This is a genomic window from Culturomica sp., from assembly GCF_003524185.1.
In the GTDB taxonomy this organism is placed as follows: Bacteria; Bacteroidota; Bacteroidia; order Bacteroidales; family Marinifilaceae; genus Culturomica; species Culturomica massiliensis.
In genome coordinates, this window is sequence record NZ_DOED01000031.1 from 63,437 (window position 1) to 78,182 (window position 14,746).

Annotated in this window: 13 protein-coding genes; 8 read left to right on the forward strand and 5 right to left on the reverse strand. The window is 41.7% G+C overall.

Going from position 1 to position 14,746, the window contains the following annotated elements; genetic code table 11:
• Nucleotides 1–45 precede the first annotated feature (45 nt).
• From DD657_RS10500 to lepA, 3 genes are all read right to left on the reverse strand, one after another.
• Complete coding sequence (locus DD657_RS10500; protein WP_068691449.1) at nt 46–765, reverse strand: gamma-glutamyl-gamma-aminobutyrate hydrolase family protein; 720 nt, start codon at nt 763–765, stop codon at nt 46–48.
• 27 nt (nt 766–792) lie between these two features.
• Nucleotides 793–1,425: a putative quinol monooxygenase gene (locus DD657_RS10505; RefSeq protein WP_021987808.1), complete on the reverse strand. Its 633-nt coding sequence runs from the start codon at nt 1,423–1,425 to the stop codon at nt 793–795.
• A 299-nt stretch (nt 1,426–1,724) separates the two neighbouring features.
• Nucleotides 1,725–3,512, reverse strand: coding sequence for a translation elongation factor 4 (gene lepA, locus DD657_RS10510; protein ID WP_021987807.1), 1,788 nt, complete (start codon nt 3,510–3,512; stop codon nt 1,725–1,727).
• Between the two features lie 410 nt (nt 3,513–3,922).
• Between lepA and DD657_RS10515 the strand changes: the two genes are divergently transcribed.
• The gene (locus tag DD657_RS10515; protein WP_068691447.1) at nt 3,923–4,801 is read left to right on the forward strand and encodes a YicC/YloC family endoribonuclease; all 879 of its coding nucleotides are present in this window, start codon (nt 3,923–3,925) and stop codon (nt 4,799–4,801) included.
• A gap of 209 nt (nt 4,802–5,010) precedes the next feature.
• Nucleotides 5,011–5,577: a guanylate kinase gene (gene gmk, locus DD657_RS10520; protein WP_287049833.1), complete on the forward strand. Its 567-nt coding sequence runs from the start codon at nt 5,011–5,013 to the stop codon at nt 5,575–5,577.
• Between the two features lie 180 nt (nt 5,578–5,757).
• Here the strand turns inward: gmk and DD657_RS10525 are convergent, their stop codons facing one another.
• A complete protein-coding gene (locus DD657_RS10525; protein ID WP_021987805.1) occupies nt 5,758–6,366 on the reverse strand; it encodes a trimeric intracellular cation channel family protein in 609 nt (202 codons plus the stop codon).
• 209 nt (nt 6,367–6,575) lie between these two features.
• Between DD657_RS10525 and nadD the strand changes: the two genes are divergently transcribed.
• The 3 genes from nadD to DD657_RS10540 all read left to right on the forward strand — a co-directional run bounded on the left by nadD (nt 6,576) and on the right by DD657_RS10540 (nt 9,412).
• Nucleotides 6,576–7,145, forward strand: coding sequence for a nicotinate (nicotinamide) nucleotide adenylyltransferase (gene nadD / locus DD657_RS10530; protein ID WP_021987804.1), 570 nt, complete (start codon nt 6,576–6,578; stop codon nt 7,143–7,145).
• On the forward strand, nt 7,142–8,101 hold the full coding sequence (locus DD657_RS10535; RefSeq protein WP_287049836.1) for a hypothetical protein: 960 nt from the start codon (nt 7,142–7,144) through the stop codon (nt 8,099–8,101). The genes nadD and DD657_RS10535 overlap by 4 nt, the downstream gene beginning before the upstream one ends.
• Nucleotides 8,102–8,521: 420 nt before the next feature.
• Complete coding sequence (locus DD657_RS10540; protein ID WP_021987802.1) at nt 8,522–9,412, forward strand: YitT family protein; 891 nt, start codon at nt 8,522–8,524, stop codon at nt 9,410–9,412.
• A gap of 181 nt (nt 9,413–9,593) precedes the next feature.
• On the opposite strand, the gene DD657_RS10545 is transcribed toward DD657_RS10540, so the two are convergent.
• Nucleotides 9,594–10,961 carry a dipeptidase gene (locus DD657_RS10545; protein WP_021987801.1) on the reverse strand — a complete coding sequence of 456 codons (1,368 nt, stop codon included), beginning with the start codon at nt 10,959–10,961 and terminating at the stop codon, nt 9,594–9,596.
• Between the two features lie 401 nt (nt 10,962–11,362).
• On the opposite strand from DD657_RS10545, the gene DD657_RS10550 reads away from it, so the two are divergent.
• From DD657_RS10550 to DD657_RS10560, 3 genes are all read left to right on the forward strand, one after another.
• Nucleotides 11,363–12,301 carry a ribose-phosphate pyrophosphokinase gene (locus tag DD657_RS10550; RefSeq protein ID WP_021987800.1) on the forward strand — a complete coding sequence of 313 codons (939 nt, stop codon included), beginning with the start codon at nt 11,363–11,365 and terminating at the stop codon, nt 12,299–12,301.
• Between the two features lie 104 nt (nt 12,302–12,405).
• Nucleotides 12,406–13,266 carry a VIT1/CCC1 transporter family protein gene (locus DD657_RS10555; protein WP_021987799.1) on the forward strand — a complete coding sequence of 287 codons (861 nt, stop codon included), beginning with the start codon at nt 12,406–12,408 and terminating at the stop codon, nt 13,264–13,266.
• Between the two features lie 82 nt (nt 13,267–13,348).
• Nucleotides 13,349–14,716, forward strand: a complete 1,368-nt coding sequence (locus DD657_RS10560) for a PCMD domain-containing protein (RefSeq protein ID WP_287049837.1) — start codon at nt 13,349–13,351, stop codon at nt 14,714–14,716.
• Nucleotides 14,717–14,746 lie beyond the last annotated feature (30 nt).

A 14,746-nucleotide genomic window follows, 5' to 3' on the forward strand; every position in this document is an offset into this window, starting at 1 on the left:
GCCCCCTTTTTCATTCAACGCCCCGGGCTCCGCCCGAAGTAGATATCATTTACAGGAATCTATAAACTTACAAAATAAAGGTAACATTTCACCAGAAGCAACCAACATCATTTCCGGATGCCATTGTATGCCCAATACGAAAGATTTTTCATCCGATTGCACAGCCTCGACGATACCGTCAGAAGCAACGGCAACTACCCGCAATCCTTTTCCCAACTCTTTAATAGATTGATGATGAAAACTGTTCACCCACAACTGATGTCCGAACAAACTACCGGGGATAGAATCTTCCGTCAGGGCAACAGCATGAAACCGATCGCCCCGGGGAGCAATCTGACTATGCAACATGACCGGAAACGGCACCTCGCTCATGTCCTGGTACAAAGTACCTCCCAAAGCGACATTCAACAATTGAGCCCCGCGGCAAATCGCTAATAAAGGCTTATCCGTCTTCAATATCTCCGACACAAGTAACAATTGCAGCTGATCAAGCCCGGTATTGACAGCTTCCAGTTTAGGATGCGGCGTACATCCGTACAGAAGCGGATTAATATCCCCGCCACCCGAAAGAATAAACCCATGACACAAGCGGACATATTCCTGTATAGCCTCCAAACCGGATACCGGGGGTAAAAGCAGAGGAATTCCTCCGGACTTTTCAACCGCTTCGATATAGTCCTTATTGACATATACCTGTTCCATACCGATGAATTTACCTCCATCCACCGTCCGGAAATTCGTACTGATACCTATCAAAGGTTGCATACAATATATAAATAAAAACCTCTGAAATCAGGCTATCGGTCTGGTTTTGATAACCGTAATACCGTTCACCGTATAATCATTGATAATCTCCAGTAAAGCGGTCAAATGAGGAGCAACCATGTGGTCGTTCCAGGTCCCGACTGTTTTCCAGGTTTCGTGAAACATAAAATCCAACGGGTCTTCCTTGCTGATATGCAATTCATAATGTAAAGCCCCTTTCTCCGCCAGAGTCGGAGCAATCAAGTCTTCCAGTATCTTTTGCCACTTTTTTTCTACTCCCGGTAACGAGCGGTTATAGGCAAACAAAACCAACGAATCGGGCTCGATCACCGGATTCGGAGCCACAGAACGCTGCCAACGCTGAATAACCGGTTCTTCGGCGAACAGTTCATCGGCAGCAGCCAGTAAATGAACGATATGTTCACTCTGCATATGCTTCTTCCACAGAGTCTCATTGGCCCAAATTTCATGGAAAATAAAACGATCCGCATCTTCACGGTCTTCATAAAGATGATAACTCACCGATCCTTCTTCAGCCCGGGTCTTATCGATCAAAGATATCAAAGCTTGTCTCAGGACATCCCTTTTACCCGGTTTGGCTTTAAAAACAGCCACCAGAGTCAATTGTTCCGCAGTTTCTTTATTGAAATATTCCATCATAAAAAGATTAAATTTATAGCGAATGGGTATTATCTATACTTCTCACCGGGCATTTCGATCGTCCGGTTGAGAAATTGTAATACCGTACAATGGTCTCCTCCGTTTGCTTCGATCTGCTGTATGCCCTCAAACCAACTCTTTATCCCGGACTTGCTGAATCAAAAAAGAAGCCTTCAGCATTTCCAAAGTATCATCTGTACATTCCGTATATGAAAAGGAACTTTAAAACATAATCACCTGCCCTCCCGGTCATCAACTTTCTTATCGTTTTTTCATACACGGCTTGTCAGAAATTATCATTAATCGAGTTTCAACACAGCCAGGAAAGCTTTTTGGGGAACCTCGACATTACCGATCTGTTTCATCCGTTTCTTTCCTTTCTTCTGTTTTTCAAGTAATTTACGCTTACGGGAAATATCACCTCCGTAACATTTGGCCGTCACATCCTTCCGGACAGCCTTTATCGTTTCACGGGCAATGACTTTTGCACCGATAGCCGCCTGTACCGCAATATCGAACTGCTGGCGGGGAATCAATTCTTTCAGTTTTTCACAAATCCGCCGGCCGAAATCATAAGCATTGTCGAAATGGATCAAAGCCGAAAGGGCATCGACCGATTCCCCATTCAGCAAAATATCCAGTTTGACCAGATTTGCCTTCCGGTAGCCGATCTGATAATAATCGAAAGAAGCATATCCTTTCGTTATACTTTTCAACTTATCGTAAAAATCGAATACGATCTCTCCCAACGGCATTTCATATGTAATCTCGATCCGGTTTCCGGTATGATATTGCTGATTGAGCAAAATACCCCGTTTTCCAAGACAAAGGGTCATAATCGGGCCGATATACTCCGTAGGCGTAATGATCTGGGCCCGGATAAACGGCTCCTCAATAAAATCCAGGGCATTGGCTACCGGCATATCCGACGGATTGTGCATCTCATATACTTCTCCTTTAGTCGTATGAGCAATATACATTACGTTGGGAACCGTCGTAATGACATTCATATCGAATTCCCGGTCAAGACGCTCCTGTACAATTTCCATATGAAGCATACCCAAAAATCCGCAACGGAAACCGAAACCAAGAGCTGCCGACGATTCAGGCTCGAAAGTCAATGAAGCGTCATTCAACTGCAATTTCTCGATCGAAGCCCGTAAATCTTCATAATCTTCGGCATCTATCGGATAAATACCCGCGAAGACCATCGGCTTTACTTCCTCAAAACCGTCAATCGCCACATCACACGGTTCATTCACATGCGTAATCGTATCCCCGACTTTCACTTCCGAAGAAGTCTTGATACCGGAAATGATATAACCCACATCTCCGGTTTTTAACTCCTTGCGGGGCTCCGGCTTCAGACGAAGCACCCCGATTTCATCCGCTATATATTCTTTTCCGGTATTGACGAACTTTACCTTATCCCCGGTTTTCAAACTCCCGTTGACAATACGGCAATAGGTAATGATCCCCCGAAAAGAATTGAACTCCGAATCAAAGATCAGAGCTTGTAAAGGCTGGCTCGGAAAGCCCTCCGGATGCGGGACACGCTCCACAATTGCGTGCAAAATCTCTTCTACCCCCAATCCGGTCTTTCCGCTGGCTTCAATAATATCTTCCCGCTTGCATCCGATCAGTTCCACAATCTGATCCTTCACCTCCTCGGGCATGGCATTCGGCATATCCATTTTATTCAATATCGGAATAATCTCCAGGTTATTCTCTACCGCCAGATAGAGATTGGATATGGTCTGGGCCTGAATTCCCTGAGTAGCATCGACAATCAACAAGGCCCCTTCACAAGCAGCGATAGAACGGGAAACCTCATACGAGAAATCCACATGTCCCGGAGTATCAATCAGGTTCAATACATATTTTTGCCCCTTATACAGATAATCCATCTGTATGGCATGACTTTTAATCGTAATCCCTCTCTCTCTTTCCAGATCCATATCGTCCAGCACCTGCGCCTGCAAATCTTTTCCCGTCACAGTTCCCGTATACTCCAGCAAACGATCTGCCAGTGTACTCTTCCCATGATCGATATGTGCTATAATGCAAAAATTGCGGATATTTTCCATATATTCTATTTAAATTTTAAGCGACTCCTTTGTTCATGTGAATATCCCGGACAGCCATTTTCCATACTTATCCGGCTCTTTTTAACCGTAATCCTTTCTCCCTAAACGACAAAAGAATTTTCAGACCGTAAAGATAATGATTTTTATTTTACAGAAATATACCCCTAAAATCAACTTCCCTAACCGTTATCCGATATAGAAAATCATAAATTCAACCGAAAGCAGTTCCCCCGCACCCGTCAATAACATAATTTCCAATCTCCGGCAGTTTATCCGGCAAAAAAGTTATTTTTGTGTTTCGAAACAAGTCTATTGACTGATTCGGAAATTTTATAATCTTTTTAATCAAAAATTATAAAAGTCTTTAAACGGAAAACTAATTTAATAAAGTACATAGAAATCAATATATTATGATAAAATCCATGACCGGTTTCGGTAAAGCGACGGTTGAATACAATCAGAAGAAAGTCGTTATCGAAGTAAAAAGCCTGAATTCCAAACAATTGGATATCAACCTCCGGATGCCGAATCTTTATAGAGAAAAAGAAATGGACATCCGTAATCTTGCGAAAACTTACCTCGAACGGGGCAAAGTCGATGTGAGCATCTATTTCGATAATTCGGAAACCGACAAAACGGTTGCCCTCAATCGCCCGGTAATAGAACAATATTTCCGGCAAATGACAGAAATCGCTGGTACATTAGGCATAGATACCGATAACAACGAATTACTCCAAACCATTATGCGCTTTCCGGATACCTTAAAGCAACAAACTGAAGAGTTGAACGAGGAGGAATGGCTGGCTTTAAAAAGCGGTATCGAAAAAGCATTGAAAGCTCTCGATACTTTCCGGATTCAGGAAGGCGAAGTACTGATCCGGGATATTCTGCATCGTATCGATCTGATCAAAAGTTTTGCTGCCGAAGTGCCTCAATACGAAGGGCGCCGGATAGAGAGCGTACGTCAACGGCTTATGGAAAAAATGAAAGAATGGGAGGAAATCCGTAATGTCGATCAAAACCGCATGGAACAGGAAATCATTTATTACCTCGAGAAACTGGACATTACCGAAGAAAAAGTACGTTTGAATAACCATTGCAAATATTTTATCGAAACGGCAGAAAAAGAGGAAGCTCCCGGACGTAAGCTCGGATTTATTTCCCAGGAAATCGGAAGAGAAATCAATACGATGGGTTCAAAAGCCAACGATCACGACATACAGAAATTGGTTGTACGTATGAAAGACGAACTTGAAAAAATCAAAGAACAAAGCTTGAATATTTTATAAAAACACGGTTATTAATTTCAGATTTACGATCAGACATACAGAGCGGCCTGTTAAAGATTTTTGATTTACAATTTTTAATAGATATATAAAGTCGCTGAGTCATGGAATCACAAAAAGACGTTGAGCAAAAAATAAAAATGAATCAAGTTCGAACAGAATCGTAAATCAAAAATCAGAAATCGTAAGTCAAAATAAATGGGGGTCTATCTATGGGAAAAGTAATCATATTTTCAGCACCGAGCGGAGCCGGGAAAAGCACCATCGTCAAGTATTTATTGGATAAAAACCCGGAGCTGGAATTTTCAATATCGGCAACCAGCCGTCAACCGAGAGGCAAGGAACAACATGGAAAAGAATATTATTTCTTCACCCAGGACGATTTTAAAAAACGAATTGCTGCCCATGAATTCCTCGAATGGGAAGAAGTTTATCCCGGCTGTTTCTACGGTACCCTTCAACAGGAAGTCGAGCGTATCTGGGCAAAAGGGCACACAGTTCTCTTTGATGTCGATGTCAAAGGAGGTATCAATATCAAACAAAAATTCGGAAAAAATGCGCTCTCCATTTTTATACAGGCTCCTTCAATCGAATGCCTGCGCCAGCGGTTAATCGGACGGAATACCGACAGTCCTGAAAAAATTGAAGAACGGGTAAACAAAGCCGAATACGAAATGAGCTTTGCCGATCGGTTTGATACGATCATCGTTAATGACAATTTAACGGAAGCACAAGCCGAAGCAGAAAAAAAAGTCAGAGATTTCCTGACAAACGCCTGAAACAAATCCGGCGTTTTAAATGCAGATTGTAGATTTTAAATTTCAGACGGGCTACACAAGCCGGACTGAAAAGGATTTTTAATTTACGATTTTTGACCAATCACACAAATCGGCGGAATGTAAATAACGAATCGAGCTGAACCAGAATCGTAAATCTAAAATCGTAAATCCAAAATCTATTTACAGTCCCTTCAATACCGGTAAACTGATGTGATACTTTACAGCCAATACACGCGCCATAATCACACCTATCGCAGCAACCAATTGGGTAAATGCCGGCGGGAAACCGATATGCATGCATACATAATAGACGAAACCGCCGAAAATACAGGCAATAGCATATATTTCTTTGCGAAAGATCAAAGGTACTTCATTGATAAAGACATCCCGAATCACTCCTCCGGCAGCACCCGTCATTGTTCCCATAATGATGGCTACCCAAAAATCAAACCCGCAAGCCAGACTCTTCTCTATTCCGACGACAGCGAACAGCCCTAAGCCGATAGCATCGAAAATAAAAAACGTATTATTCAAACGAATAACGTATTTTCCAAATGCGATCACAAACAATACGGCTACTCCGGTAACGATCAGATAAGCCGGCTGGGTCATCCAAAAAGGAGTCACGCCGAGCAATATATCACGAATCGTTCCGCCGCCGATAGCTGTAGCCAAACCGACAACGTAGGCACCGAACCAATCGAACTGCTTGGCCGATGCCAGACGAATACCACTGATCGCAAAAGCGAATGTCCCGATATAATCGATAATTGTTATAAAATCCAACATATTATTTATGATTTGCCTTTTTTACTTTGTGATTCTATTGTCCTGCTTCTCTTTAAAATCAAAAATCATTCAATCTATGAAATCGGTAAAATCTACAGGCATAAAAAATCCTCTTTACACTTAAAATTTATACGTATCAATTTTTTTTTGCGGGCGCAAAAGTAATAATAAAATCATATATTTGACCGTTTATTCCAACATTGAATTTCATGACAGGACTTTTTTTCGGTTCATTCAACCCGATTCACAACGGGCACATCCAGATAGCAAAATATTTGCTGATAAATCATTTATGCGACGAAATCTGGTTCGTCATCAGTCCGCATAATCCATTGAAAAAAAATGATACCTTACTCACAGAAAACAAGCGTTTGGAAATTCTGGAAGCCGCTTTGACCGGAGAAAAAAATATGCAGGCATGTGACATCGAGTTCGGAATGCCCAAACCGTCCTATACAATTGACACATTAAACAAACTATCGGCAAATCATCCGGAGAAGACATTCGCCCTGATCATCGGAGCCGATAACTTACGTAATTTCCATTTGTGGAAAAAACACGAAGAAATCACCGCCCGGTGGCCGGTTTTTGTGTATCCACGTCCCGGTATTGACATTTCGGCCATTTCACACACACACATCACAAAAATAGATGCTCCTCTTTTCCCGCTGTCTTCCACCGAAATCCGGGAAAAGATCGAAAAAGGCGAAGACATAACCGATTTCGTTCCGGCACATGCAATAAAATCAATTTTAGAATATTACCGCCAATTTTTATGAAAATCATATTATCGATTCTGCTTTCTTTTTTATTTTATTCTCTTCCCGCACAAGAAAGCAAAGACGAAAATCAATGGCTGCAACGGAATATTCCGGGGAAAAGCAAAGGCCAGCCGGTTACTTCTTCCTGGCATACGGGAACAGCCGGAATCATCAAAAGCGATGGGGCAGAATTGAGTCTTTTCAATACCTCCCGCATCGGAATGACAAAATCGACGGAACTCTTGCTGCATATAGGCGAAGAGTGGATTATGCCCAACCTGGGAATCAAACATCGCTGGCTACACGGCAATCGCATTTCTTTCAGCAGCGAACATACGTTATACTACCCCTGGCCGGGATTAAAAATTCTTCAATCGACAGGTTTTAAAGACCTCATTGCCGATTCTGTAAAATTGGATCCCGGTATAGCCATGCGTCACGAATTGATTCTCTCCTGGCTCATAAATCCGCAGGTATTGGGATGCCCTAATCCTGCACCGGAAAAGATTCTCAGCTTCCGTTTGGGAACTGAATTTTATTTAAGCAGCGGAAAAAATACAATTCCCCCGTTCGATTACTTTCACTCACTTTATCATACGCAAATCCTGAACAAAAAAGTATTGTATTACGGAGGCCTGCAATTCGACTCGTATTTTTCCAACCGTTTCCATTATAGTTTAAACGCTCTCTTATACAGTATCGACCTGTCTTCGGACTATGCTCTGGAAGGCAATGTCAGACTCACTTACTACATCAGTCCCCGGGTCGGAATTTCAGCCGCCTGTAAAGCAGCCTATATCCGGATATCCGAATGGATCGGACAGACAACACAACCGGATGGTACCTTTGTAAATTCATACGATAAAGCCCCCCGTATCAGTATCCTTCCTTTTATCGACTTAACTTTACTCATCAATCCCGACCGGGGCCAAATCCGCCATGGACTATTCAAAAACCGAAGAAAACAACGCTGACTTATCGTACCCGGATGTAATTATTTTTGATTTATGATCTTAGATTTACGATTCTGCCGCAACTTGATTCCTTATCTGCAATAAGCTGATTTGTGCAATCATAAATCCTCCTCAAGCCGGCTTATATACCCAATTTAAAATTTTTTCAAAACGATCCCGTTCCTCCGGATCATAGTCATAAATCATCAAATCCGCGAAATCTGGGGTACATAAAAATTATTAATCAAAAAATTCAATCGTTTTCAGATTGAAAAAAGGTTTTTGTATAAATATGCCGACAAGTGTATGAATATGCACACCCACAAACACATAAAACACTGATCATAAATAATATAACAATATTACCAAACGATCAGAAACGGAAATTAATGCTGAAAACAATTTATACATTTGCCATCGTCAAATTATAAGTTGTATGTTATGGCTTTCGTTACAAAAGAGAAACTATTTTCTAAAGATTTTTTTATTACTTATTCCTGGTTGATAGGAGGATGTTTTATTTTCGCCCTGGGAGCGGTTCTATTTGCCGAACCCAATCGGTTCGCCCCGGGAGGTACTTATGGGTTGTCTATCGTATTACACCATCTATTAGGATGGCGTACCGAGTTAACGGCTTTGTGCATGGATATTCCATTACTGCTGATCGGCATTTATTTCCTAGGACCCAAATTCGGCATTAAAACGGTTATATGCACTTTTGCTATTCCGCTCTTTATGGGTCTTATCCACGAAATATACGGGTACAGAGCTTTACTGGGAGAAAACCAGGAACTACTCTCTGCTATTTTCGGAGGAATCGTCTATGGAATCGGGATCGGGATGATTTTCAAATCCCGGGCAACTTCCGGTGGATCGGATATCATCGCTATGATTCTGAACAAATACACTCACATTTCCTTAGGGCAATTAGTCATATTAGTGGATTGTACCATCACATTGACTACCGTCCTCGCATTCGGAGAATGGACACTACCGATGTATTCCTGGATCGTTGTCTTTATCGAAGGAAAGGTTATCGACGTCGTACTGGAAGGAGGATCTGTCTACAAGACCATGATGATTGTAACCAAACAAGTCGATATGGTAAAACAAGTCATCATAAACGATATCAACCGGGGAGCCACTTTATTGCCTGCCGTCGGAATGTACCAGGGCGAAGAGCGGAATGTTATCTATACGGTTTTAACCCGTCGCGAAATGATGATACTGAGACACCGCATACAGGAAATCGATCCGGATGCCTTTATTAACGTAATCGATTCTAAAGAAATCCTGGGCCATGGATTCAAACCTTTGAAAGAGGAAAATTAATTCACCCGCAATCTTTTTTTGAGTATCTCCTGACAGGATGCTTTAGTGGTATACGGCTGCAATTACAGCAAGTGGAAACGGTAATACACTACAATAACCGGGAAGCGCTTCCCGGTTATTGTAGTGTATTACCCTTCCGGAAAAAACAGATGATACCGAACGGGCTTTATTATTCTGGCAATTAATGCTGTTCCGCAAAATATTTATAGAACAGAGGAATTGTCTTGATACCGTTAAAAAATTGCTCCAACGGATAATTTTCATTCGGAGAATGAATGGCATCCGATTCCAAACCGAATCCCATCAATACAGATTTGATTCCTAAAATCCGTTCAAAAGCGGCAATAATAGGAATACTGCCTCCGGAACGGAAAGGTACCGGATTTTTTCCGTACACTTCTGCATACGCCTTCTCTGCTGCCTTATAAGCCGGTAAATCAATCGGACAAACATAAGCCGGTCCTCCATGCAAAGAAGTTACTTCTACCTTCACATAATCCGGTGCTATCGATTCAAAATACTCCTTAAACAATACCGCAATCTTCTCGTGATCCTGATTCGGTACCAACCGACAGCTTATTTTAGCGAATGCTTTAGAAGGCAATACGGTTTTTGAACCTTCGCCGGTATATCCTCCCCAAATTCCGCAAACATCGAATGTAGGACGAATTCCCGTTCTTTCATTGGTCGTATATCCCTCTTCGCCGAATACATCATCCACACCAAGTGCTTTTTTATAAGCCTCCGGATTGAAAGGCGCTTCTGCCATTTTTGCTCTTTCGGCAGCACTCACAACCAACACATCATCATAAAATCCGGGAATTGTAATATGACCTTTATCATCCACCATCCGGGCAATCATTTTAGCCAGAACATTGATCGGATTAGCCACAGCCCCACCGAACAATCCCGAATGCAAATCCCGGCAAGGTCCTGTCATTTCCACCTGCCAATAGGCCAATCCCCGCAAACCCGTTGTAATGGAAGGTATATCCGCAGCAATCATGCTCGTATCCGAAACCAAAATAACATCTGCCTTCAACATATCTTTATGCTCCTGACAAAATTTAGGCAGGCTGGGCGAACCGATCTCTTCTTCTCCCTCTATCATAAATTTCACATTACAAGGCAAATTTCCGGTTTGCACCATATATTCAAAAGCCTTGGCATGCATAAAACTCTGCCCTTTATCATCATCCGCTCCCCGGGCCCATATTTTACCATCTTTTACAACCGGCTCAAACGGCTTCGTATTCCATAAATCAAGCGGATCAACAGGCATCACATCCATATGTCCGTATACCAACACCGTCGGTAAAGCCGGATTTACAATTTTCTCTCCGTAAGCTACCGGATTACCTTCCGTTTCAAACACTTCAGCTTTGTCTGCGCCGGCTTTTAACAATATATCACACCACTTCTCGGCACATTTATACATATCCGGTTTGTGTTCGGCTTCCGAAGATATCGAAGGAATTCGTATCAATTCAAATAATTCTTCCAAAAAACGTTCTTTGTTCTTCTCAATGTATCCTTGTAATTCTTTCATAAATTATGAGTTTAAATAGTTATTTGGGGTAAAGATAAAAAAAATCGTCCAGTTATCGGTAATTTAAAGAACAAAGCAAAAAACCAATCTTTTTCTGATTTACAATTTCTGATTTTTGATTTACGATTCCGTTTCAACCTGATTCGTTTTCATTTTTTGCTCAACATCTTTTTTGTGATTTAATGACTCTGCAATTTTATAATATCAATCAAAAACCCCTCTGAAAACCGGTCTGCAACTCCAATCAAAAACCGTAAATCATAAATTTTTATCGGACCGACCTCTGTGCCACACTTAAAATTAAAATCTAAAATTTTCCTCCCGGCTTTATAGATTAAATCTTTCGGTATTTCCGATTAATTATATACTTTTGCAGTAGTGTAATCAAGAACAAAATTTATATGTCAGATCTTTCCGAAGTCAAGATTTTTACCGGAGAAAACAGCAGATATATTGCTGACAACATCGCTAAATCTCTCGATTTAGAATTAGGTAAAAAAACCTTATTGCATTTCAGCGACGGGGAATTTGCAACCGCTTACGACGAAACCGTGAGAGGGGACCATGTATTTATCATACAGTCCACATTTCCGCCCAGTGATAACCTTATGGAGTTGCTTATGATGATTGATGCCGCTAAACGGGCATCCGCCTACAAAGTCATAGCCGTAATTCCGTATTTCGGTTTTGCCCGTCAAGACCGCAAAGATCGGCCCCGTGTAGCCATCGGAGCAAAATTGGTTGCCAATATGCTCCATGCAGCAGGTGTTGACCGGATCATGACAATGGATTTACACGCCGACCAAATTCAGGGATTTTTTGACATTCCGGTAGATCATCTGTATGGCTCAACCGTACTGGCTCCTTATATCCAATCCTTAAAACTGGATAATCTGGCGATTGCTTCTCCGGACATCGGCGGTTCAAAACGGGCTAATTCATGGGCAAAATTCTTCAATTCAGGATTGGTTATCTGTCATAAAACACGGGAGAAACCGAATGAAGTGGCTGAAATGAAAGTGATCGGTAATGTCGAAGATAAAAATGTCGTTATCGTCGACGATATGATCGATACAGCCGGAACGATCTGTAAAGCAGCCGATATGCTGAAGAAAATGGGTGCAAAAACAGTAAGAGCTGTTGCAACACATGCCGTTCTTTCAGGTGAAGCCTATGAAAGGATCGAAAAATCGGCCTTAGAAGAAGTGATTTTCACCGATTCCATCCCATTGAAAAAACAAAGTTCCAAGATCAAAATCATCTCTGTAGCCGATATGTTTGCGGAAACCATCCGGAACGTTTTAGAACACAGATCCATCAGTGATCATTTTATTCTTTGATGAATAAAGTAACTTCACCATATTTCATGTCGTTAATCTAAACGACAGTGATTAAAAGAGGCCGTCAAAAGCCTCTTTTATTTTCATCTTAAATTTAATACACCATGTCTTCTGAAGAAATCAAACAACTTAAAACCTTTCAGGTAAATGAAATTACAGAATATCACATTTACAACCGTCTGTCACGGATACAAAAAAATGCACACAACCGGCAGATTCTTTCTGAACTAGCCGAAGAAGAGATGAAGCATTACCGCTTGCTCGAAAAATACACCGGCTGTACACCGGCTCCCGATCGTTGGAAAATCCGGCGTTGTGTCTGGGTTGCCCGTTTATTCGGCCTGACATTCGGAATCAAACTGATGGAAAAGGGGGAAGTCATCGCCCAACATGTATACAAAAACTGGGACAACGTTGATCTGCAGACGATGGCAACGGAAGAAGAAAAACACGAGATCAAGCTCATCGGTCTGATTGACGAGGAAGGGTTGAATTATATGAGTTCTGTGGTATTGGGGTTGAACGACGCCTTAGTCGAATTTACAGGAGCCCTGGCCGGTTACACATTTGCGCTGCAATCTCCCAGACTGGTTGCTCTTACAGGCGGAATCACCGGAATCGCTGCTGCACTCTCAATGGCAGCCTCGGAATACCTGTCTACCCGGGCAGAAAAAGACGGAAAAAATGCAATAAAAGCATCCATTTACACCGGAATTGCGTATATAATCACTGTTATTGTATTGATAGCACCGTTCGTATTTATGCCGAACGTATACGGAGCTTTGGGTGTTTGCCTCTCCGGAGCCTTGCTCATTATCGCTGTCTTCAACTATTATTATGCTGTTGTACGTAGCGAAAGCTTTAAACGGCGTTTCTCCGAAATGGCTATCATCAGTCTCGGCATTGCTGCGATCAGTTTCGGTATCGGTTATGCCTTACGAATATTTACCGGAATAGAATTATAAATCCGACAACGTATTTTTGGCATTCATTTTGCTGAATATTTAAATCTCGGACATAGACAAATTATAATTTAAATAAAATTTTATGCAAAAGCGTATTCTTTACTTTTTATTGACAGGATTGTTGGGGCTGGCTTCGTGTACGAAAGTCAATGATCTGAGTGACGATGCTGAAATTATTTCTTTTGCTATTACAAATATTTCTCCGGGTATAGAACTGGACCGGGAAAATATAATTATCAATGACAATGTGGTTTTAATTCCGCTGGAATTCGGAAGAAAAAATTTTCCCTTGACGATTTCTACAGATATCCGTCTTTCCAAAACGACGGATGACGCCATCAGTGCAAATGATCAAAAATTAAATCTCAAGGAATTTACTTTTGAGAATATATATGACTCACACAATTTTTACCTGATCTCCGAAAGCGGAAAACCACATCCGGCAGAGATCAAATTGGTAGATAAACTGAATGCCGAGATAGAATTAGAGTCCATAAATCTGACGGAAGAAGAAGCTTCGGTTTCCAAATGGCGGAACAACATCCGCATCATCTTGAAAAAGAACCTGAGCTGGCCCCTCATCATCACCCCTGTTTTCACTAAAACAGAAGATGCTGAATATGTGGATTATAATGACGGAGACTCTTTCACGTTTACCTCACCTTCGGATACTGAAAAACACATCACATTAAAAGCAGCAAACGGAGATGAAAGAACCTGGAACATCCAACTCGTTTCTTCCATTGAAAATTCTGATTTCGAATTGTGGATCAACGAAGGAAGCAAAAGTGTAAATATCGATCCTACTCCGGGAGAAGGCCTAGGCTGGGCAACAGCTAACAACAGTTTTGTACAAGGTACCAAACCGGTTTTGTACAATAGTGGAAAAGCAGCAGAAATGACAACCGGGTTGCAGAACCTGAACAGCTTGGGTATCGGAGAACTGATTACGGCAGGAACTATCTTTACCGGGAAATTCAAAATGAAAATTTCAGCCCTGAACAATCCGCCGGCTATGACTCATTTCGGAATTCCCTTCACGTTAAAACCGATATCCATCAGTGTCGACGCCAAATATATAGCAGGTAGTCAATTACAACAATCTGTAAAAGAAAGCGGGAAATATAAACTTCACAACCTGACCGGAACAGATTCCGGACGAATCTGGGTAAAAATTCTACATTGGGGTGGAAAAGGCGCACTGGAATACCACGAAAAACCGGTTCCAGATCTGACAATACTCGGGGAAGGGGAACTCATATTCGACGGAAAAAACCAAACGCTAAAAAACTGGCACACATACACGATTCCCATCGAATACAACAGCGCCTACAACCATATCGAACCGACACACATCGCTATCGTCATGACATCCAGCCGGAAAGGAGATATTTTTATCGGTGCTGTCGGAAGTAAGCTGACTGCTGACAATGTCGTCATAAACTATTAAATATTCTACAACTGATAATACACAAAAGGT

What these genes read in the sequence shown, in the direction of transcription:
- DD657_RS10550 (WP_021987800.1), top strand. Translation starts at nt 11,363, where the DNA reads ATGTCAGATCTTTCCGAAGTCAAGATTTTTACCGGAGAAAACAGCAGA.
- DD657_RS10545 (WP_021987801.1), bottom strand. Translation starts at nt 10,961, where the DNA reads ATGAAAGAATTACAAGGATACATTGAGAAGAACAAAGAACGTTTTTTG.
- DD657_RS10525 (WP_021987805.1), bottom strand. Translation starts at nt 6,366, where the DNA reads ATGTTGGATTTTATAACAATTATCGATTATATCGGGACATTCGCTTTT.
- DD657_RS10535 (WP_287049836.1), top strand. Translation starts at nt 7,142, where the DNA reads ATGAAAATCATATTATCGATTCTGCTTTCTTTTTTATTTTATTCTCTT.
- DD657_RS10500 (WP_068691449.1), bottom strand. Translation starts at nt 765, where the DNA reads ATGCAACCTTTGATAGGTATCAGTACGAATTTCCGGACGGTGGATGGA.
- DD657_RS10555 (WP_021987799.1), top strand. Translation starts at nt 12,406, where the DNA reads ATGTCTTCTGAAGAAATCAAACAACTTAAAACCTTTCAGGTAAATGAA.
- lepA (WP_021987807.1), bottom strand. Translation starts at nt 3,512, where the DNA reads ATGGAAAATATCCGCAATTTTTGCATTATAGCACATATCGATCATGGG.
- DD657_RS10540 (WP_021987802.1), top strand. Translation starts at nt 8,522, where the DNA reads ATGGCTTTCGTTACAAAAGAGAAACTATTTTCTAAAGATTTTTTTATT.
- DD657_RS10505 (WP_021987808.1), bottom strand. Translation starts at nt 1,425, where the DNA reads ATGATGGAATATTTCAATAAAGAAACTGCGGAACAATTGACTCTGGTG.
- gmk (WP_287049833.1), top strand. Translation starts at nt 5,011, where the DNA reads ATGGGAAAAGTAATCATATTTTCAGCACCGAGCGGAGCCGGGAAAAGC.
- nadD (WP_021987804.1), top strand. Translation starts at nt 6,576, where the DNA reads ATGACAGGACTTTTTTTCGGTTCATTCAACCCGATTCACAACGGGCAC.
- DD657_RS10515 (WP_068691447.1), top strand. Translation starts at nt 3,923, where the DNA reads ATGATAAAATCCATGACCGGTTTCGGTAAAGCGACGGTTGAATACAAT.
- DD657_RS10560 (WP_287049837.1), top strand. Translation starts at nt 13,349, where the DNA reads ATGCAAAAGCGTATTCTTTACTTTTTATTGACAGGATTGTTGGGGCTG.